Annotated in this window: 19 protein-coding genes and 1 pseudogene; 7 read left to right on the top strand and 13 right to left on the bottom strand. The window is 72.7% G+C overall.

All coding sequences use genetic code 11. From position 1 onward, the window contains the following. The 3 genes from fabG to AB0950_RS09280 form a co-directional block, all read right to left on the bottom strand. Positions 1-762, bottom strand: coding sequence for a 3-oxoacyl-ACP reductase FabG (gene fabG, locus AB0950_RS09290; RefSeq protein ID WP_360146999.1), 762 nt, complete (start codon positions 760-762; stop codon positions 1-3). A gap of 166 nt (positions 763-928) precedes the next feature. Next, positions 929-1,378 (bottom strand): DUF3037 domain-containing protein, encoded by a 450-nt coding sequence (locus tag AB0950_RS09285; RefSeq protein ID WP_360575585.1) that lies wholly within the window; start codon positions 1,376-1,378, stop codon positions 929-931. After that, complete coding sequence (locus AB0950_RS09280) at positions 1,375-2,139, bottom strand: HipA family kinase (RefSeq protein WP_360147005.1); 765 nt, start codon at positions 2,137-2,139, stop codon at positions 1,375-1,377. The genes AB0950_RS09285 and AB0950_RS09280 overlap by 4 nt, the downstream gene beginning before the upstream one ends. 161 nt (positions 2,140-2,300) lie before the next feature. Between AB0950_RS09280 and AB0950_RS09275 the strand changes: the two genes are divergently transcribed. Both AB0950_RS09275 and AB0950_RS09270 read left to right on the top strand, forming a co-directional pair. Next, entirely contained in the window at positions 2,301-2,804 is a 504-nt protein-coding gene (locus AB0950_RS09275; RefSeq protein ID WP_360147008.1) for a Rieske (2Fe-2S) protein, read from the top strand. Between the two features lie 18 nt (positions 2,805-2,822). Further along, entirely contained in the window at positions 2,823-3,293 is a 471-nt protein-coding gene (locus tag AB0950_RS09270; RefSeq protein WP_360147011.1) for a pyridoxamine 5'-phosphate oxidase family protein, read from the top strand. A gap of 3 nt (positions 3,294-3,296) precedes the next feature. On the opposite strand, the gene AB0950_RS09265 is transcribed toward AB0950_RS09270, so the two are convergent. Beyond that, positions 3,297-4,199, bottom strand: coding sequence for a LysR family transcriptional regulator (locus AB0950_RS09265; protein WP_360147014.1), 903 nt, complete (start codon positions 4,197-4,199; stop codon positions 3,297-3,299). Positions 4,200-4,273: 74 nt separating this feature from the next. On the opposite strand from AB0950_RS09265, the gene AB0950_RS09260 reads away from it, so the two are divergent. Further along, on the top strand, positions 4,274-5,209 hold the full coding sequence (locus AB0950_RS09260; protein ID WP_360147017.1) for a DMT family transporter: 936 nt from the start codon (positions 4,274-4,276) through the stop codon (positions 5,207-5,209). A gap of 22 nt (positions 5,210-5,231) precedes the next feature. Here the strand turns inward: AB0950_RS09260 and AB0950_RS09255 are convergent, their stop codons facing one another. After that, positions 5,232-6,563 carry an aminotransferase class I/II-fold pyridoxal phosphate-dependent enzyme gene (locus AB0950_RS09255; protein ID WP_366778202.1) on the bottom strand — a complete coding sequence of 444 codons (1,332 nt, stop codon included), beginning with the start codon at positions 6,561-6,563 and terminating at the stop codon, positions 5,232-5,234. A 79-nt stretch (positions 6,564-6,642) separates the two neighbouring features. Here AB0950_RS09255 and AB0950_RS09250 point away from each other — a divergent pair, with 79 nt between their 5' ends. Beyond that, complete coding sequence (locus AB0950_RS09250; protein WP_360147023.1) at positions 6,643-7,323, top strand: pyridoxamine 5'-phosphate oxidase family protein; 681 nt, start codon at positions 6,643-6,645, stop codon at positions 7,321-7,323. Here AB0950_RS09250 and AB0950_RS09245 read toward each other — a convergent pair. The 4 genes from AB0950_RS09245 to AB0950_RS09230 form a co-directional block, all read right to left on the bottom strand. Beyond that, a complete protein-coding gene (locus AB0950_RS09245; protein WP_366778201.1) occupies positions 7,320-8,279 on the bottom strand; it encodes an EamA family transporter in 960 nt (319 codons plus the stop codon). The two genes, AB0950_RS09250 and AB0950_RS09245, sit on opposite strands and share 4 nt — an antisense overlap. A 195-nt stretch (positions 8,280-8,474) precedes the next feature. Continuing rightward, positions 8,475-9,482 carry an EamA family transporter gene (locus tag AB0950_RS09240; protein WP_366778200.1) on the bottom strand — a complete coding sequence of 336 codons (1,008 nt, stop codon included), beginning with the start codon at positions 9,480-9,482 and terminating at the stop codon, positions 8,475-8,477. 70 nt (positions 9,483-9,552) lie between these two features. Next, positions 9,553-10,131 (bottom strand): Clp protease N-terminal domain-containing protein, encoded by a 579-nt coding sequence (locus tag AB0950_RS09235; RefSeq protein WP_360147032.1) that lies wholly within the window; start codon positions 10,129-10,131, stop codon positions 9,553-9,555. A gap of 264 nt (positions 10,132-10,395) precedes the next feature. Further along, positions 10,396-11,010 (bottom strand): PadR family transcriptional regulator, encoded by a 615-nt coding sequence (locus AB0950_RS09230; protein WP_360147035.1) that lies wholly within the window; start codon positions 11,008-11,010, stop codon positions 10,396-10,398. 197 nt (positions 11,011-11,207) lie between these two features. Between AB0950_RS09230 and AB0950_RS09225 the strand changes: the two genes are divergently transcribed. Beyond that, positions 11,208-12,020: a PhzF family phenazine biosynthesis protein gene (locus tag AB0950_RS09225; RefSeq protein ID WP_360147038.1), complete on the top strand. Its 813-nt coding sequence runs from the start codon at positions 11,208-11,210 to the stop codon at positions 12,018-12,020. A 10-nt stretch (positions 12,021-12,030) separates the two neighbouring features. On the opposite strand, the gene AB0950_RS09220 is transcribed toward AB0950_RS09225, so the two are convergent. After that, complete coding sequence (locus tag AB0950_RS09220; RefSeq protein ID WP_360147041.1) at positions 12,031-12,831, bottom strand: type II CAAX endopeptidase family protein; 801 nt, start codon at positions 12,829-12,831, stop codon at positions 12,031-12,033. A gap of 184 nt (positions 12,832-13,015) precedes the next feature. Next, positions 13,016-14,533: a glutamate--cysteine ligase gene (locus AB0950_RS09215; RefSeq protein WP_360147044.1), complete on the bottom strand. Its 1,518-nt coding sequence runs from the start codon at positions 14,531-14,533 to the stop codon at positions 13,016-13,018. A gap of 565 nt (positions 14,534-15,098) precedes the next feature. On the opposite strand from AB0950_RS09215, the gene AB0950_RS09210 reads away from it, so the two are divergent. Beyond that, complete coding sequence (locus AB0950_RS09210; RefSeq protein ID WP_360147047.1) at positions 15,099-15,698, top strand: hypothetical protein; 600 nt, start codon at positions 15,099-15,101, stop codon at positions 15,696-15,698. A gap of 278 nt (positions 15,699-15,976) precedes the next feature. Beyond that, a complete protein-coding gene (locus AB0950_RS09205; RefSeq protein ID WP_030603474.1) occupies positions 15,977-16,183 on the top strand; it encodes a DUF5999 family protein in 207 nt (68 codons plus the stop codon). 95 nt (positions 16,184-16,278) lie between these two features. On the opposite strand, the gene AB0950_RS09200 is transcribed toward AB0950_RS09205, so the two are convergent. Then, positions 16,279-17,337, bottom strand: a complete 1,059-nt coding sequence (locus AB0950_RS09200) for an endo-1,4-beta-xylanase (RefSeq protein ID WP_366778199.1) — start codon at positions 17,335-17,337, stop codon at positions 16,279-16,281. 143 nt (positions 17,338-17,480) lie between these two features. Beyond that, positions 17,481-17,795 (bottom strand): annotated as a pseudogene (locus AB0950_RS09195) (glycoside hydrolase family 43 protein); the annotation flags it as partial. Positions 17,796-18,380: the final 585 nt, after the last annotated feature.

The following is an 18,380-nucleotide window of genomic DNA, read 5'->3' as shown; positions in this document are numbered from 1 at the left end:
TTAGTTGAGCGGTCCGCCGGCGACGTACAGCACCTGGCCGGAGACGAAGCCGGCCGCCTCGCCGGTGAAGAAGGCGATGGCGTTGGCGATGTCCTCGGGCTCGCCGACGCGCTGCACCGGGATCGCGCCCGCGGCGGCCTTCTTGAAGTCCTCGAAGCCCATGCCGACGCGGTCGGCGGTGGCCTTGGTCATCTCGGTGGCGATGAAGCCGGGGGCGACGGCGTTGGCGGTGATGCCGAACTTGCCCAGCTCGATGGCGAGGGTCTTGGTGAAGCCCTGGAGACCGGCCTTGGCGGCGGAGTAGTTGGCCTGGCCGCGGTTGCCGAGCGCCGAGGAGGAGGAGAGGTTGACGATCCGGCCCCAGCCGGCGTCGACCATGTGCTTCTGGACGGCCTTGGTCATCAGGAAGGAGCCGCGCAGGTGCACGTTCAGGACGGTGTCCCAGTCGGAGACGCTCATCTTGAACAGCAGGTTGTCGCGGAGCACACCGGCGTTGTTGACCAGGATGGTCGGGGCGCCCAGCTCCTCGACGATCCGGGCGATCGCCGCCTCGACCTGCGCCTCGTCGGAGACGTCGGCGCCGACGGCGATCGCCTTGCCGCCCGCGGCGGTGATCTTCTCGACGGTGTCCTTGCAGGCGGCCTCGTCGAGGTCGATCACGGCGACGGCACGGCCCTCGGCGGCCAGCCGTACGGCGGTGGCGGCACCGATGCCGCGCGCCGCGCCGGTGACCACAGCGACACGCTGTTCAGTGGTGGACATTGCTGCTTCTCCTCGCCCTTGAGAGAACCTGGCGCCCTTGGAGAGCCTGCGGCGGCTCCTCCGAGGGCTCTGTGATGCGGTGAGCGACCGCTTAGTACCTTCAGCACACGTGACGCTAGAAGCCCTGGCACCCGGTGTCAACGGCACACCGGGTGCATGTGATCCATTACCTCACCAGGAGGTCCAGCAACCGCTCGGTCTCGGCGGCCGGGTCGGTGGTCAGGCCGGTATGCACGGGACCGGGCTGGACGATGGTGGAGCGGGGCGCGACCAGCCAGCGGAAGCGGCGCCCCGCGTCGTCCCCGGCCGCCTGCCCGGCCTCCGCGCCGCCCGCGCAGTGCCGCTCCATCGCGCCGAGCGCGGCGCGGATCCCGGCCGCGTCCGCCTCCGGGTCCAGGGCGAGCAGCCGGGCCTCGTCCAGATGGGTGCGGGCGCCGACGTAGGCCTTGGCGCGGCAGTAGACGACGACGCCCGCGTTGACGCACTCGCCGCGCTCGACGCGGGGTACGACCCGGATCAGCGCGTACTCGAACACGTCCCGGTCGCCGCCCTGGCCCGCCCGGGTGATGTGCCGCTCGGTGACATGGCCGGCCATGTGGATGTGGGTCTCGCTCACGTGGTCCCCTCGATGCCGGTGATGCGTTCGGCGATGACGGCCGCCCGCGCGAGCAGCGGCCGTGCGTAGGCCCGGCGCAGGTCGTCCGGGGTGTCGAAGCCCGGCTCACCGGTGAGCCAGGCGTCGGGGATCTCGGCGGTGACCTCGGCGAGCAGGTCCTCGGTGACCTTCGGCGCCAGCTCGGCCGCCGCGGCGGCGAGGTCCGGGGCGAAGCGGGCGAGGGCGTGGTCGCCGGCGTCGTAGGGGCGGGCCGCGGAGCCTGAGGCGGCGGGCCAGTTGTGGTGCCAGATCATGGTGGCGCCGTGGTCGATGAGCCACAGTTCGCCGCGGTGCAGAAGGAGGTTGGGGTTGCGCCAGGACCGGTCGACGTTGTTGATCAGCGCGTCGAACCAGACGATCCGGCCGGCCTCCTCAGGGCTCACCGGGAAGGCGAGCGGGTCGTAGCCGAGGGCGCCGGAGAGGAAGTCCATGCCGAGGTTGGCGCCGCCGCTGGACCTGAGCAGGTCCTGCACCTGCTGTTCGGGCTCGCCGAGTCCGAGCACCGGGTCCAGCCGGACGGTGACCAGGCGGGGCATCCGCAGGCCGAGGCGGCGGGCGAGTTCGCCGCACACCACCTCGGCGACGAGCGTCTTGCGACCCTGGCCGGCGCCCGTGAACTTCAGCACGTACGTCCCGAAGTCGTCGGCCTCGACGAGCCCCGGCAGCGAGCCCCCCTCACGCAGGGGCGTGATGTAGCGGGTCGCGGTGACTTCCTTGAGCATCGCCCCAGGTTACTGGGGTGTGGCCGACAGCAGGCCCACAGCTGTGGCTTACGCCCGTCTCATGTCCGGACGGCGAGGATCACCGGTGCCGTCTGAACGGGCGGCGTCCGGGCGCCGTACCCCTGGGCGGATCACGAGAAGCTCCGCGGAAGGAAACCCACATGAGCAGCGCATCGCCCCATCCGGCTCCGGGACCGGCCCGCCGTACGGTCGTCGCGGCGGCCGGAGCGGCGGGTCTGGCCGCCGCGCTCGCGGCCTGCGGGTCGAGCGACAACGCGTCCGATTCGGTCGACCCGGGGTCCGGTTCCTCCGGATCGACGGGCTCGACCGGGACGGGGAGCACCGGCTCCACCGGAGCGTCGCAGAGCAGCGGCGGCGGCGCCGCGCTCGCCAAGACCTCCGACATCCCCGAGGGCGGCGGCAAGATCTTCAAGGACCAGGGCGTGGTCGTCACCCAACCGACGGCGGGCACGTTCAAGGCGTTCTCGTCCAAGTGCACCCACCAGGGCTGCGCGGTGGGCAGCGTGGCGGGCGGTGTGATCATCTGCCCCTGCCACAACAGCCACTTCTCCGTGGCGGACGGCAGCGTGAAGCAGGGGCCGGCCACCCAGCCGCTGCCCGCCGAGAAGATCACCGTGTCCGGCGAGGACATCAAGCTGGCCTGAGGGATATGAGGGGGCCGTATGACCCTGACCGGGCAGCGCCGGGGCCGGAAGATCATGATGACGCCCGGCGAGCTGGACGAGTTCCTCACCAGTCAGCGCACCTGCCGGGTCGCCACCGTTTCGGAGGACGGCGCTCCGCACGTCAGCGCGCTGTGGTTCGCCTGGGACGGCGCCTCGCTGTGGCTGTACTCGGTGGTGCGCAGCAGGCGCTGGGCCCAGCTGCGCCACGATCCGCGGGTGGCCGTCGTGGTCGACTCGGGTGAGGAGTACGACGCGTTGCGCGGGGTCGAGCTGTCCGGCCGGGTGGCGTTCGTGGGCGAGGTGCCGCGCACCGGGGAGCTGTGCGCGGAACTCGACACGCCTGAGACGCTGTTCGCGCGGAAGTACTTCGGTCTGGACGAGCTGCCCCACGACGGCCGCCACGCCTGGGTCCGGCTGACACCGGAGAAGACCGTCTCCTGGGACTTCGGGAAGCTGGGGTCGCCCTAGGGCTCAGCCGACCTTCTGCGCGGCGGCGCGCAGGGCCTCCACCGCCGCCCGGATCGACGGGCGGCGGTCGGCGTCCGCGCGCCAGACGACGTACACATGGCGGCGCACCCGCTGCTTGAGCGGCACGAGGACCACGCCCTCCGGGACCGGGTGCCGGCCCAGCAACGGCGCGATGCACACGCCGAGACCGGCGGCGACCAGCCCGAGCTGGGTGTGGCTCTCGCCCGCGCGGTGGCCGACGATCGGCTCGACGCCCTTGGACCGCAGCGTGAACATCAGCCACTCGTGGCAGAACTCGCCCTGCCCCCAGGTGATCCACTCGTCCTCGGCGAACTCGGTGAGGTCCACCTCGTCCCGGCCGGCGAGCCGATGTCCTACGGGCATGGCGACATCGGCCGGGTCGTCCAGCAGGGGCGCCTTGACCAGCCCGTCCGGCACGGGCATCGGCTTGTTGTACCAGTCCAGGACGACCGCGAGATCCAGGTCGCCGCGGACGACGCCGGCGATGCCCTGCTCCGGCTCCAGCTCGCTGGAACGCACCCGCAGCCCGGGATGCCGGGAGCGGAGCGCGCCGAGCGCGTCGGGGAAGAGCCCGCGCGCGGCCGTCGGGAACGCGGACAGCCTGAGTTCGCCGACGACCTGCCCGCGGTGCGCCTCCAGGTCGGACTCGGCCAGCTCGACCTGCGACAGGATGCGTGCCGCGTGCTCCGACAGCAGCCGCCCGGCGTCCGTGAGCCGCACACCCCTGCCGTTCTTGGCGAGCAGTTGCTGGCCGACCTCGCGCTCCAGCTTGCCCAGCTGCTGGGAGACGGCGGACGTCGTGACGTGCAGCGCGTCCGCGGCCGCGCTGACCGAGCCGTGCCGGGCGAGGGCGTCGAGGGTGCGCAGGCGCTCGAGGTTCAACATGTAAGTGATTCTAAGAGGTACCGGGTGAGAAATCTCGATTGTGCTACGAGGTTGCCTCCAGCATTCTTGGCACCATGAGCACGGTCACCGCACCCCGGACCCAGTCCCCCGCACCCGCCCGCCCCCGCGCCCGCCCGGACTGGCGCCTGCGCTTCGGCGCCCTGTCCCTGATCTGGGGCTTCAGCTTCCTGCTGATCAAGGTGGGCACGCAGGGGTACGCACCCTTCCAGGTCACCCTCGGCCGTCTGGTGTTCGGTACGGCGGTCCTGGCGGCGGCGATGGCGGTCAAGCGGGAGCGACTGCCGCGCGGGGCCCGGCTGTGGGGGCACATGGCGGTCGCCGCGTTCTTCCTGAACGCCCTGCCGTTCTCCCTCTTCGCCTACTCCGAGCTGACGATCCCGTCCACGCTGGCCGGCATCTGCAACGCCACGTCGCCGCTGTGGGGGATGGCCCTGTCGCTGGTCGCGCTGTCCGAGGACCGGCCGACCCGGGTCCGTGTGGCCGGGCTCGGGCTGGGGTTTCTGGGCGTCCTGACGGTGCTGGGTGCGTGGCAAGGCTTCCACGGCCTCGATGCCGGCGGTACCGCGATGGCGCTGCTCGCTTCGCTGAGCTACCCGGTCGGCTGGATCTACGTCAGGCGGACGCTGGCGGGTACGGGCAACTCCCATCTGGCGATGACGGGGGCGCAGCTGATGCTTGCAGCGCTTCAACTGGCCGTCGTGACGCCCTTGTTCACCAGCTTCCCCGCGCATTTCGCGCTCGTTCCGCTGCTGGCGATCGCCGCGCTGGGGGCGTTGGGCACGGGGCTCGCGGTGCTGATCCAGTACGGACTGGTCGCCGAAGTCGGGCCGACCACTGCGCAGATGGTCACGTACTTCATCCCCGTCATCGCCACGGGGGCCGGCGTCGCGATTCTCGGCGAGTCGCTGCGGTGGACGACACCGGTCGGGGCGGTGATCGTTCTGGCGGGTGCGGCGCTTACGCAGGTGCGGGGGCGGAAGGGCGCCTGAGGGGAAGGGGCGCGACTTACCGCTAGCCGTAAACGCGGGCCGGAGACGGTCGTACCGCCGCCGCCACCGCGTCCGCCAAGCCGCTGATGTCCTCCTCCGCGAGCGTCGAGACCGTGATGCGGACACCCGGCGGAGAGGCCACGCGGAAGCGGGCTCCCGGTGCCACCGCCCAGCCCGATTGCAGCAGGCGGGCCACCGCACCGGTCTCGTCGGGAACCGGTACCCACACGTTCATACCGGTGCGGCCGTGAGCGACGACACCGCGTTCCGCGAGCGCGTCGACCAGCGCGTCCCGGCGGGCGCCGTACGCCTTCGCCACCGCCGCCCGGTCCACCGCGCCCTGGGACCACAGCCGGGTCACGGCCCGTTGCAGCAGCAGGCTCACCCAGCCGGGGCCCAGGCGCTGGCGGCCGCGCACCCGGTCGACGGTCACCGGGTCGCCGGTGAGGACGGCCACGCGCAGGTCGGGGCCGTAGGCCTTGGAGGCGGAACGGACGAGGGCCCAGTGGTGGGTGACGCCGGCGAGGGGGTGCAGCGGGAGGTCGACGATGCCGTGGCCGTGGTCGTCCTCGATGAGCAGGGTTCCCGGGTGCTCGCGCAGCACCGCGCGCAGGGCACGCGCGCGTGGGGCGGTCACCGAGGCGCCGGTCGGGTTCTGCGCGCGGTCGGTGACGATCAGGGCGCGGGCCCCGGACTCCAGGGCCCGGCGCAGGTCGTCGGGGAGCGGTCCGTCGTCGTCCACGCCGACGGGGAGCGTGCGCAGGCCCAGCGCCGGGACCAGGTCGAGGACGCTGCCCCAGCCCGGGTCCTCGACGGCGACCGCGTCGCCCGGTCTGAGGTGCGCGGTGAGGATGCGCTCGATGGCGTCTAGGGAGCCGGAGGTCACGGTGACGGGACCCTCGGGGACGCCGTCGGCGTCGAGTTCGGTGCGGGCGAGGCGGACGAGGCCGGGGTCGATCGGGTCGCCGCCGTAGAGGACGGGCCGCCGGTCGCCCTCCTCCGCCGCCGCGGCGAGGGCCGGTGCGAGGCGGGGCAGCAGGGCGGGGTCGGGGTTGCCCTCGGAGAGGTCGCGGCCTCCGGCGGGGACCTCCACCCGCAGTTCCTCGCGGCCCGTGGTGGCCGGCTTCGGCCGGACGCGGCTGCCCCGGCGGCCCGCCGTCTCGATCACCCCGCGCTCGCGCAGCGTGCGGTAGGCGGCCGCGACGGTGTTGGGATTCACGCCCAGCCGGTCCGCCAACTCCCGCATCGGCGGCAGGGACTGACCCGGCCGCAGCTCACCGGCGCCGACCGCGCGCTCGACGCTGGCGGCGATCTCGGCTGCGCCGCGCCCTTCAATGGGATACTCTCCTAGCACAAAGAACATTATGCACTAGTGCAATGCCGACGTCGATGCGGCTCGCCGCCGATCGCCGAAGCTCCGTGGAGGAACCGCCATGCCGGGGACGACCGAGGAAACCCAGGCCGCCGCCTACACCCCGACCGACCGCACCGTGCCCACGCGGTCCGCGGCCCGGGCGTCGTACGACAAGGAACTGGTGCACGCGATACTCGACGAGGGGTACGTCTGCCATCTCGGCTTCGTCCGCGACGGCGCCCCCGTGGTGCTGCCGACCCTGTACGGCCGGGTCGGCGAGCGGCTGTACGTGCACGGGTCCACCGGCTCCCGACCGCTGCGGATGACCGGCGAGACCGACCCGGGCCTGCCGGTCTGCCTGACGGTCACCCACGTGGACGGGCTGGTGCTGGCGCGCTCCGCCTTCCACCACTCCATCAACTACCGCTCCGTGGTGGTGCACGGCGTCGCGCGCCAGGTCACCGACCCCGAGGAGCAGCGGATGGCCCTGGACGCGCTGGTGGACCACGTCGTGCCCGGCCGGTCCGCCGACTCGCGGCCCGCCAACAAGAAGGAGCTGGCCGCGACCGCGGTGATCCGGCTGGACCTGGACGAGGTCTCGGCCAAGCTCCGCACCGGCGGCGTGAACGACGAGCCGGAGGACCTCGGCCTGCCGCACTGGGCCGGCGTCGTCCCGCTCCAGAAGGGCTACGGCACGCCGCAGCCCAGCGCCGACCTGGCACCGGGCGTCGAACTGCCCGACTACCTGAAGTCCCTCTAGACCTCCGGCACGCGGACCGGCACCGGCTCCCGGCCTTCGCGCGCCTCACTCACCGCGAGGCCCGCGACGGCGCCGAGCAGGAGCAGGGTGCCGGCCGCGGTGGTGGCCGTGAGCCGCTCGCCGAGCAGGGCGACGGCGAGCACGGCAGCGGTGACCGGCTCCAGCAGCATGATCACGGAGACGGTCGCGGACCGTACGACGGCCGCCCCGGCGAAGTACAGGGCGTACGCGAGGGCCGTGGGCACGGCGGCGATGTAGACCATCAGCCAGAGCAGCCGTGCCGGGTGGGCGGTGTGAGGCAGCAGTCCCTCGTGCAGGGCGAACGGCAGCAGGCACAGGCCGGTCACCGCGAACGCGCCCACGGTGGTGCCGGAGGCGTCGGCGCCGCCATCCCTTCCCCACCAGCGGGTCAGCAGGGTCATGGCGCCGTAGCCCGCGGCCGACAGCAGCGCCAGGAGCACTCCGGCCGGCCGTACGGTCGCCGCCGAGCCGCCGAAGGTGAGCACGGCCAGCCCGGCGAGGGCCCCGCCGACGGCCGAGATCCCGCCGGCGCCGAGCCGTTCGCCCAGCAGCAGCCGGGCGCCGAGCGCGATGAGGACGGGGCCCGCGCCGAGGGTGACGACCGTGGCCACGGCCAGGCCGGTCGACTCCACGGCCGCGAAGTAGGCGGTCTGGAACACCGCCAGACCGAGGCCGGTCGCCAGCACCCGGCCGGCCCGCCGGCTCAGGGGCTCGGTGGTCGCCGGACGGGTCCACGGACGCAGTCCGCGCCCGGCGAGGAGCAGCACCAGCCCCAGCGCGCAGCGCCAGAAGGACAGGGCGAAGGCGCCCATGTCACTGGCCCGGTAGACCAGTGAGGCGGCGGCGCCGGCGGTGCCCCAGGCGGCACCGGTGATGAACAGGTAGAGCAGGCCGCGCCCGACGGGCAGGCCAGTGGCAGTGTGTGACGTCGTCAAGGGTTTCTCTTCCGCAGAAACGCACCCGGAGGTGCGGAAGTTCGGGGGCGGCCCGCTTCAGCGGGGCGCGCGGACTTCGTCTGCGGGCAGCACCGTCCGGCCCGGGCGCGGATGCGCGCGGGCGGGTGTCCCGGAGGCCCGCCTCAGGCGGCCGGGGGCGGAAGGACGAGTGCGTTCGACGGCATGACCGGCACCTTATGCGCCGGTGCCCGGGACGGACAACTCGCGTTCGACGCCGCCGGACCCCGCCACCGGCTCGGTGGAACCCTTCCCCGGGGTCGAGGACTGGGCGATGAACGCGCCGATCAGGACGACCGCGCCGCCGGCCACCTGGGGCGCCGACAGGTGCTCGCCGAGCAGCACCCAGGCCAGCACCGTCGCGATGACCGCCTCCAGGCAGGCCACGACACCGGCGACCTGCGGCGACAGCCGGCGCACGGACAGCACCCCGGTGACGTACGCGACGACGGTGGCGATCAGCACGATCCAGCCGAGCAGCGCGAGGGCCGGGACGGCGGTGCCGTTCAGGTCGGCCGTGCCGGCCAGCACGGACCAGCGCATGCCCCAGGGGCGGGCGACGACGGTCAGCACGAGGGCGCCGACGAGCAGGCCGTAGGCGATGACGCCGAGCGGGTCCGGCGCCTCCTCCCCCGCGTCGCCGCCGTGGTCGGCCAGCACGAAGTAGCCGACCTGGCAGCAGGCGGCGCCGAGCGCGAAGAGCAGGCCGAGCACGTCGAAGCTCAGCCCCGACCAGACCTCCACCACGCAGGCGAGGCCGCCGGCCGCGAGGACGACGCCGAGCGCGGCGGCACGGGTCACGGGCCGCCGCTGCACGAACCGCACCCAGCCCAGCACCAGGGCGGGGGCCAGGTACTCGATGAGCAGCGCGACGCCCACCGGGATGCGGGACAGCGCGGCGAAGTAGCAGGCCTGCACGCCCGCTACGGCGAGCAGTCCGAACCCGGCGAGCAGCGCGGGCCGGCGGCGGGGCAGCGCGCGGTGCCGTACGGCGACGGGCAGCATGACGACGGCGGCGCCGGCCACCCGCAGCCAGACCACGTGGAGCGGGTCGAGTCCCGCCTCGATCAGGGGTTTGGCGGCCACTCCCGACCCGCCGAAGGCCAGCGCCGAGCCGAGCGCGAGACCGAGCCCCGCGCCCTTGCCACGGCTGCCGTGACTGCTGTCTGACGTATGCACCGGCACATGATGACAGGCGACGACATGAGCGTCACCCCCGTTGACACCTGTCTCAGGGGCTGGACCCGCACAACCGTCAGCGGGCCGGCCCGTCCTCCCCGGTGCAGGCCTGCGGGCCGCGTGCGATCCGGGCGTCCAGATCGCGGATGCCGGCGCGCTGCAGGACCTCGACGGCCCGGGCCTCGGGGTCCGCGGTGAGTGCGGCGAGCAGGTCGAGACCGGTGACCCGGGACTCGCCGCGCAGCCGGGCGCGCTCGCGGGCGCCGGCGACGGCGGCGGCCGCGGTGGGCGACCAGCCGGCGGTGTCCCGGGCCTCGCGGGCGCCGGGCACGGTGGGGGCGGGGACGACGGCCGGCGTGCCCGAGTCCTCGACCCCGCGCTGCCAGCGCAGCCCGTAGCCGATGCTGCGCTGCACGAGATAGCCGAACAGCCGGGCGAGTTGCGGCGGGCCGCCGACGGCGGCGCGGACCTCGGGGTCGTGTTCCAGCAGGGAGTGCAGCAGATGGGCGGTGTCGATCTGCCGGTCCCCGTCCCGCACGGCCCGGCGGCGGGCACCGGCGACCACCGCTGCCAGCTCGGCGCCGAGCACGGCATCGTCGTCCAGGTGCGAAACCGCCTCGTCATGGGCGGCCGGGCGGGCTGTACGGGATTGCACAACCCTTACCCCATCAGCCTCAACGGGCCGAGTCATCCACGAGCGGAACCATCTTCGCGTCCCACACAGAGTGGACGTCGGCGTTCGGCATCTCATCCTTACGGAGGAGATCAGGCCGATCCGGGCCGGCCAGCGCGCGCCGCCTTGCCCCGCGCCCCCTGCGCAACCACCGAGCGCCCCCGGTCGTCTCTCCCTGACCTGTTCGACGCAGGCGAAGGCGCCCCGCGCGGTGTCGCGCGGGGCGCCTTCACTGCCGTACGAGCCTCAGTGCTCGTCGGCGAGGATCAGGTACAGCTTCTTGCGGGCGTCGTTGATGACGGCCAGCGCCTTCTCGCGCTGTTCCTTGCTGCCGGTCTTCCAGACCTGGCTGAAGGCCTCCATCAGGCCGACGCCGGCCTGGCGGATCTCGCTGAGGGCCTCCCAGTCGACCCCGCGCGAGGCCTCCTCCCACGGGGCGTCCGGCCCTTCGTCGGCGGCGGCGCGCCCGTCCTCGGTGAGCGTGAACAGCTTCTTGCCGCCCTCGCTCGCACTGGCGATCAGCCCCTCGTCCTCCAGCAGTTGGAGCGTGGGGTAGACCGAGCCGGGGCTGGGCTTCCAGGCGCCGCCGCTGCGCTCGGCGATCTCCTGGATCATCTCGTAGCCGTGCATCGGGCGGTCCTTGAGCAGGGCCAGGATCGAGGCCCGTACGTCACCGCGCCGCGCCCGTCCCCGGGGGCCGCCGCGGCCCCGGTGTCCCCAGGGTCCGGGTCCACCGGGGCCGAACCCCGGTCCACCCGGACCGAACGGCCCGAAGGCGGCCCGTCGCCCGTCGAATCCCCCGAAACCCCGCGGTCCCGGGCCCTCGTGCCGAGCCCGGTGCTCGAATCCGTGCGTGTGCATCGCGATCACTCCATTCCATCGTTGATCAGTCACGTCTGCATCGCGTATCGTTCGCGATGCCTCAACGATATATCGGAACCGATCGCCTGACAAGCCCCCTGCCGATGCCCTTCGAAGGACCCGCCCTGGCGGGAAACGTGCCAGAGATCCCCAATTGGCCTTGGTCGGGCCTCGGTTACGGCACTAGCGTCGGCGTCATGCGCATGCGAATCGTGGACGCCTTCACCGACCGCCCCTTCGCCGGCAACCCGGCCGGAGTCCTGCTCCTGGACGACGTCTTCCCCGACGACGACTGGCTCCAGAACGTCGCCATGGAGATCAACCACGCCGAGACGGCCTTCGCCCACCGGCTGCCCGAGGGCGGCGAGGCCGACTGGGCGCTGCGCTGGTTCACGCCCGTCGCCGAGGTCGCGATGTGCGGGCACGCCACGCTCGCCACGGCCCACGTCCTGCACACCACCGGCGCCCACGAGGGACCGGTGCGGTTCGCCACCCGCAGCGGCGTGCTCATCGCCACGCCCGCCGAGGACGGCTCCCTCACCCTCGACTTCCCGACCGCCCCGCTCACCCCGGCCGAGATCCCGGCAGGGGTCGCCGAGGCGCTCGGCGCGGCGCCGGTCGCCGCGTTCGACACCGGCCCGAACGTCGGCGACCTGCTGCTGGAACTGGCCGACGAGAAGACGGTCCTGGGCCTCGCGCCCGACCACAAGTCGCTCGGCGCCTACTCCTCGCGCGGCATCATCGCCACCGCCCGCGCCGACGACCCGTCCCGGGGCTACGACTTCGTCTCCCGCTGCTTCTTCCCGAACGTCGGCATCGACGAGGACCCGGTCACCGGCAGCGCCCACACCGCGCTCGCCCCGCACTGGTCCGCGCGCCTCGGACGCGACGAGCTCACCGGGCTCCAGGCCTCCCGCCGCACCGGCCTGGTCCGCACCGCGCTGCGCGGCGAGCGCACCCTGCTCACCGGCCACGCGGTCACCGTCATCGAGGGCGAGCTGCGGGCCTGAGCACCGATCGTCAGGCCGTGGGCAGCCAGCCCACCTTGCCCGCGAGGAGGGCGTAGCCGACGAACGCGCCGATGTCGAGCAGCGAGTGGGCGACGACCAGCGGGCCGACCCGGCCCCAGCGCCGGTACAGGTACACGAACACCACGCCCATGACCATGTTGCCGAGGAAGCCGCCGACGCCCTGGTAGAGGTGGTACGAGCCGCGCAGGACCGCGCTGGCGACCAGTGCGGTCCCCGGGGTCCAGCCCAACTGGCCTAGCCTGCGCAGCAGATAGCCGACGACGATGACCTCTTCGAGGATCGCGTTCTGCATCGCCGACAGGATCAGCACCGGGAACTTCCACCACACGTCCGGCAGTGCCTCGGGGACGACCGTGAGGTTGAAGCCGAGGCCGCGGGCGGCGAGGTAGAAGGCGATGCCGGTGCTGCCGATCACGGCCGCGACGCCGGCGCCGCGGGCCAGGTCGGGCCAGGGCCGGGTGCGGTCGAAGCCGAGCGTGCGCAGGCTCCCGCCCTCGCGCAGGAGCAGGTGGGCGACGAGCGCGACGGGGACCAGGGCGGTGGCGATGCCGAACAGCTGCCAGGCCAGGTCGAGCCAGGGGCGGCCGGGGGCGGCCGACGCGTTGAGGGTGGCCGCCTGGTCCTTCAGGCCGCCCGGCTTGGTGACCGCGCCGATGAAGCTGATCAGCGCGGAGACCCCGGACGCGCCCAGCGACAGGCCGAGGACGAGCAGCGTCTCGTCCCGCAGGATCCGCCGCGGGTCGCGCCGCCCCGCCCCGGATCCGGCCACCGACTCAGCCTCCACCTGCACCCCTGCCTCCATCCGGCTCATGGACCTCGGGCCCACTATGCCTGGCAAGGATCGCAGAGGAGACGTGAGGACGGCATACGCCCGCCTCTCCGACGCCCCACCGGCGCCGGGCGCCTCACCCCATCCCGCGGACCGGCGGTCTGTACGGCGCTCAGCCCCACCCCAACTCACCGGCGTCCCCGGGTCACCCCAGCGGCACCGGCTCCGGCAATCCCACCGGCCATGTGTGCACCGGCTCCCCGACATGCATCAGCTCGGCGTAGCGCCGCGTCGTCGCCGCCAGGGCCGCCTCGCGGGTCATGCCCTGTTCGAGGCAGCGATGGAACGTGGCCGCCTGCCACGACGCACCGTTGACCCGGCGCCTGCACCGCTCCTCGATGACGCCCAGGTAGAGGTCCCGGTCGGCCGGCTCCACCCCCCACGCGTCCAGCCCGGCCGAGGCCAGCGGCAGCAGCTCGTCGCGGACCAGGGCGACCGCGTCGACCTCGCCGGTGCCGCCGTACCGTCCCCGCCGGGGCCACACCAGCCGCGCGTCGATGCCGTACCGGCACGCCGCGTCGAAGTTGGCCTCGGCCACGGCGAAGGGCAGCCGGGTCCACACCGGCCGGGAATCCTCGGCGAGGGCGCGGACCAGGCCGTAGTAGAAGGCCGCGTTGGCGATCACGTCGGTGATGGTCGGCCCGGCCGGCAGCACGCGGTTCTCCACCCGGAGATGGGGGACGCCGTCGGCGATGCCGTACACCGGCCGGTTCCAGCGGTAGATCGTGCCGTTGTGCAGCACGAGTTCGGCGAGCTTGGGCGTGCCGCCCGCCTCGACGGCCTCCAGCGGGTCCTCGTCGTCGCACAGGGGCAGCAGCGCCGGGAAGTAGCGCAGGTTCTCCTCGAACAGGTCGTACGCCGAGCTGATCCACCGCTCGCCGAACCAGGTGCGCGGCCGTACGCCCTGCGCCTGGAGCTCGGGCGGGCGGGTGTCGGTGGACTGCAGGAAGAGCGGGGGCCGGGACTCGCGCCACAGCTCGTGACCGAAGAGGAACGGGGAGTTGGCGCCGACGGCGATCTGCGCGGCGCTCGCCGCCTGCGCCGCGTTCCACACGTCCGCGAACCGGGCCGGGGTGACCTGAAGGTGCAGCTGCACGGAGGTGCAGGCGGCCTCCGGGACGATCGACTTGGAGGTGCACACGAGGTGCTCGACGCCCTCGATGTCGAGCCGGAAGTCCTCGCCGCGCGCGGCCACGATCTGATCGTTGAGCAGGGTGTAGCGGTCCACCTCGGAGAGGTTGGAGGAGACCAGGTCGTCGCGGTCGAGGGTGGGCAGGATGCCGATCATGACGATCCCGGCGTCCAGCTCCCCGGCCTTGCGGTCGGCGTACGCGAGCGAGGTGCGCAGTTCCTCGGCGAGCCGGTCGAATACCCGTCCGCCCAATCGGTGTGGCGCTATGTTGACTTCCAGGTTGAACATGGCGAGTTCTGTTTGGAAATCACGGCTCGCGATCCGCTCCAGTACCTGCCCGTTCAACATTTTCGGCATGCCGTCGGACCCGGCGAGATTCAATTCGATCTCGACTCCCATGAGGTTCTTGGGACGGTCGAATCGCTTCTCCCGCAGCAGCCGCTCCAGTCCCGCAAGACACTTCTGAAGCTTTTCGCGGTAGCGCTGACGATCGGACAGGTCGAACTGCCCCGCCACGACCTTCTCCCCCATCGAAGTGTCCCTCCTCGGCTGGGCGGGCCGGCGAACCGGCCGCCGGGCTCCCGGGTGCAGCAGGGATGATGCCCAGCGGAAGCGATCCATAACGCCCCCGCGCGGACCCGGCAGCCGCTACTCTGTCGGAATGTTCCCCGCGGCACATTCACGGGGCATGCGTCGGTGGACCTCCGGGTGCCCCCATCACCTCGTGAAAAACGCCGACGACATTCAGCCGACCGTTACCGGCGCGTATCGCGAGGTCAGCGGCAGGATGGCGGCCCGGAAATCGGGAGGACTCCCGCAAATCGTCGGCTTATTACCGCCTTGCGCGACTTCCCGGATTAAGATAGACGAAACAACGGCCGAACACGCGTCATATAAACTTCGCCCACAAGGCGGAAGGCTGACGCCTCGGTCCTGGTTCCTGCCGTGTCCAGGCCGTCCCGACGACGGGCGGCAGGCCGAGCCGCACCCATGTTCCCGACCGGGCCTCCACCCTTCCGGCCTTGCGTGAGCAGACAGCGCCGTCCGCCCCATCCCTCCTCGCGCCGTCGCGCCTGTCGAACGAGAGGCGACCCACATGCCGCTGCACGTGCCCCCTGCCCCCGCGCCTGCCCTGCGTTCCGTCCTCACCGCCCTCGGTTCCCCCACCGCGGTCCGTGAGGCCCGCACCCCCTCCCTGCGCGCCGCGCAGGGGCCGACCACACCCGAACTCCCGCTGCCCGTGCACGTACTGGACCGGATCACCGCACAGGGCCTGTCCGCGACCCGGCTGGCCGGGTGGCGCTTCCTGATCCGCTGCGGCGGCCGGGCGGTGGCCGCGGCCGAGACGATGCTCACCCCGGACGGGTGGGCCTTCTCGCACTTCTTCGAGGGCCCGTACGTCACCTCCACCGAGCGCGCCCTGCACCAGGCGGAGGCCCTGCCACAGCCGTATCAGGCGCGCCTGCTGTCCCTGCCCGGCCTGTACATGCTCACCCTGTGGCTGCACGGCGACATCACCGCCGACGGGGCCGAGGGCCACCCGACGGACACCGATCTGCTCGTGCCCCTCGCGCCGGCCCCGCCCGGCATACCGGCGCACCGCCCGTTCCGGGTCGCCGAGCTGCTTCCGGTGCTGACCCACCGCGCGACGCCGGTGACGCTGCTCGGGCCGCCGGTGCTCGGTTCACCCGCCTGACCCAACGCCCGCGTACCCCGCTTGCCCGCAAGGGCGGCGGGGTTCGCCCACGTCAGCGGCCTGGCCTTGCGATGACTAGCCCGATCCGGCCACTGCGAACCACCCGAAGTGACAGTGCACTTGAACTGAACCGTCCGCGCGGGTGACGCGTCATGAACCTGTGAGAAGCGGTGCTGCGAAATCCCTGCGGAACGTCGCCGAGAGGGCAACACTGGGTTCCGACCGACTTAACACCACGGGGGACGGCCATGACCACGACAGAGCGAGAGATCCCACCCATGTGCCAGCACCAGCCGCCGTGTCCGCCAGCCGAATCCGCCGACCGGGAATCCGCCCGTCTCGTGGCGCACCACCCGGAGCAGGGATGGAGTCTGCTGTGCAACGGCGTCCTCCTCTTCGAGGACACCGGTGAGCTGCTGCCCGACGGCCGGATCATCGCTCCGCACCGCCCGCTCGGTGCGGAGCAGGTGATGACGGCCGCCTGAGCGGAGCACAAGAAGAAAGAGGGGCCGGTGCGCACGGATCCGTGCGCACCGGCCCCGACGTGTGTCCGGGGGCGGCTACCGTCGGTAGCCGGGTGCTATCGCAGCGCCTCGCGCAGCGCCTGGTACGCCGGCTTGGGGTTCAGCTGCTCGTCCCACGGCAGCGCCGCGCCCTCGCCCGGGAAGACGCCCGGGATCCAGGAGTACTTGTCGGTGTAGTCCCAGATGGTGATGCCGACGCAGCGGCGAACGCTCAGGCAGGCCTTGGTCAGGTCCCCGTACCAGCTCGCCTGTTCGGCCAGCTTGTCGGCGGTCGCGGGCAGCTGCATCCGGACGTCGACCTCGGTGAGGGCGGTGTCCAGGCCCAGGGCGGAGAAGCGTCGCAGGTTGTCCTCGATGGTGGTGGGATAGCCGTACTGCAGCGCCAGATGGGTCTGGAAGCCGATGCCGTCGAGCGGCACGCCCTTCGCCTTGAGGTCTTTGACCAGCGCGTAGTAGGCGTCGCTCTTCGGGCCGACCGCCTCGATGTTGTAGTCGTTCAGGTAGAGCTTCGCGTGCGGGTCGGCCTCGTGGGCCCAGCGCAGCGCGTCGGCGATGTAGCCGGGGCCGAGGGTCTTGTACCAGAGGGTCTCGCGGTAGGTGCCGTCCTCGTTGAAGGCCTCGTTGACGACGTCCCAGGAGTACACCTTGCCCCGGTAGTGCCGGACCTCGGTGGTGATGTGCTTCTTCAGTACGGCCCGCAGTTCGCTCGCGGTCCACTGCTTGGAGGTGAGCCAGTCGGGCAGCTGGCTGTGCCAGACCAGGGTGTGGGCACGCACCTTCTGGTGGTTCTTCCGGGCCAGGCCGACGATCTGGTCGCCGTTGGTCCAGTCGAAGACGCCCTGCTGCGGCTCGGTGGCGTACCACTTCATGCCGTTGCCGGGCGTGATCATGTCGAACTGGCTGCCGAGGATCTTCGTGTAGGCGCTGTCGGTGAGTTCGGGGTTGTCGGTGGCGCTGCCGAAGTACCGTCCGTGGCGCTCGGCCAGGTCGGCGAGGCTGGGCTGCCGGGTGTGGGCCGGCGCGGCCTGCGCGGCGGGGCCGGTGGCGACGCCGGCGGCCACCAGGGCGGCCGCGAGGGCGCCGGCGACTCTGAGACCCGTGCTCTTTGCGGGCATGGTGCGACTCCTGACTCTCAAAGGGGTGGTCGGCCGTGACGGCGCCGACGGGCACAAGCGGGCAGAGCTGGGGTGACTTCGAAACATTCGAATGATCGCCCGAACGGTTCGACCGGCGACTCTAGGAAGGCGTACGGGGGGCGTCAAGGTGTCGTGCAGGAGATCGCGGGCGCGTAGTCGAACCAGTCGAAGGCGGCGCGGCCTTCGGTGACGTACATCCCGATGACCCGGCCGGTGAATCCGGTGGCCACCTGAGTGGACAGATAACGCCCGTCCAGCTCGGCCAGTTGAACGGCTCCCTCCGCGGTTTCGACGGAGAAGACGAGGGTGTCGGGGCCACTCCCGGGCCCCGGGTTCCGGGTCGCGCGGATGTCGACGGCCAGGGTGACCGGGCCCGCGGGCAGCGGCAGTTCGGCGACGCGCTGCCGCACCGGACCGATGCGGACGACGACAGCCGCGGTGCGCGCGCCCGCGCGGGGACCGTCTCCCTCGGCCACCCCGAGCTCGCCGTCAGCGCCCGCCCGCGGGCCGTTCCCCGCAACGGGCGCCCAGCCGTTTGCCGCGCCCACTCCGACGGCGCCGCCTCCCGAGGCCGCTTCCATCCCGTCGCCACCGCCCGCCCCCGAGCCGTTCCCCGCAACGGCCGCCCGGCCGGTGCCCGTGCCCGCTCCGGAGGCGCCGCCTCCCCCGGCCCCTATCAGCCCGTCGTCACCGCCCGCCCCCGGGCCGTTCCCCGCAACGGCCGCCCGGCCGGTGCCCGTGCCCGCTCCGGAGGTGTCGCCTCCCCCGGCCCCTATCAGCCCGTCGTCACCGCCCGCCCGCGGACTGTTCCCCGCAACGGCCGCCCAGCCATTGCCCGTACCCGCTCCGACGGCGCCGCCTCCCCCGGCTCCCTCCAACCCGCCGTCACCGCCCGCCCCCGAGCCGTTCCCCGCAACGGCCGCCCAGCCGGTGCCCGTGCCCGCTCCGGAGGTGTCGCCTCCCCCGGCCCCTATCAGCCCGTCGTCACCGCCCGCCCGCGGACTGTTCCCCGCAACGGCCGC

Origin of the sequence: Streptomyces sp. NPDC007189, from assembly GCF_040703635.1 — a bacterium.
Classification (GTDB): Bacteria; Actinomycetota; Actinomycetes; order Streptomycetales; family Streptomycetaceae; genus Streptomyces.
Note: the sequence above shows the minus strand (reverse complement) of the source record. Positions and strands in the feature narration are given on the sequence as shown.

Bases quoted from the DNA above. Each gene is read 5' to 3' on its own strand.
- fabG (WP_360146999.1), bottom strand. From the start codon at position 762: ATGTCCACCACTGAACAGCGTGTCGCTGTGGTCACCGGCGCGGCGCGC.
- AB0950_RS09280 (WP_360147005.1), bottom strand. From the start codon at position 2,139: ATGCTCAAGGAAGTCACCGCGACCCGCTACATCACGCCCCTGCGTGAG.
- AB0950_RS09275 (WP_360147008.1), top strand. From the start codon at position 2,301: ATGAGCAGCGCATCGCCCCATCCGGCTCCGGGACCGGCCCGCCGTACG.
- AB0950_RS09270 (WP_360147011.1), top strand. From the start codon at position 2,823: ATGACCCTGACCGGGCAGCGCCGGGGCCGGAAGATCATGATGACGCCC.
- AB0950_RS09265 (WP_360147014.1), bottom strand. From the start codon at position 4,199: ATGTTGAACCTCGAGCGCCTGCGCACCCTCGACGCCCTCGCCCGGCAC.
- AB0950_RS09260 (WP_360147017.1), top strand. From the start codon at position 4,274: ATGAGCACGGTCACCGCACCCCGGACCCAGTCCCCCGCACCCGCCCGC.
- AB0950_RS09250 (WP_360147023.1), top strand. From the start codon at position 6,643: ATGCCGGGGACGACCGAGGAAACCCAGGCCGCCGCCTACACCCCGACC.
- AB0950_RS09230 (WP_360147035.1), bottom strand. From the start codon at position 11,010: ATGCACACGCACGGATTCGAGCACCGGGCTCGGCACGAGGGCCCGGGA.
- AB0950_RS09225 (WP_360147038.1), top strand. From the start codon at position 11,208: ATGCGCATGCGAATCGTGGACGCCTTCACCGACCGCCCCTTCGCCGGC.
- AB0950_RS09215 (WP_360147044.1), bottom strand. From the start codon at position 14,533: ATGGGGGAGAAGGTCGTGGCGGGGCAGTTCGACCTGTCCGATCGTCAG.
- AB0950_RS09210 (WP_360147047.1), top strand. From the start codon at position 15,099: ATGCCGCTGCACGTGCCCCCTGCCCCCGCGCCTGCCCTGCGTTCCGTC.
- AB0950_RS09205 (WP_030603474.1), top strand. From the start codon at position 15,977: ATGTGCCAGCACCAGCCGCCGTGTCCGCCAGCCGAATCCGCCGACCGG.
- AB0950_RS09200 (WP_366778199.1), bottom strand. From the start codon at position 17,337: ATGCCCGCAAAGAGCACGGGTCTCAGAGTCGCCGGCGCCCTCGCGGCC.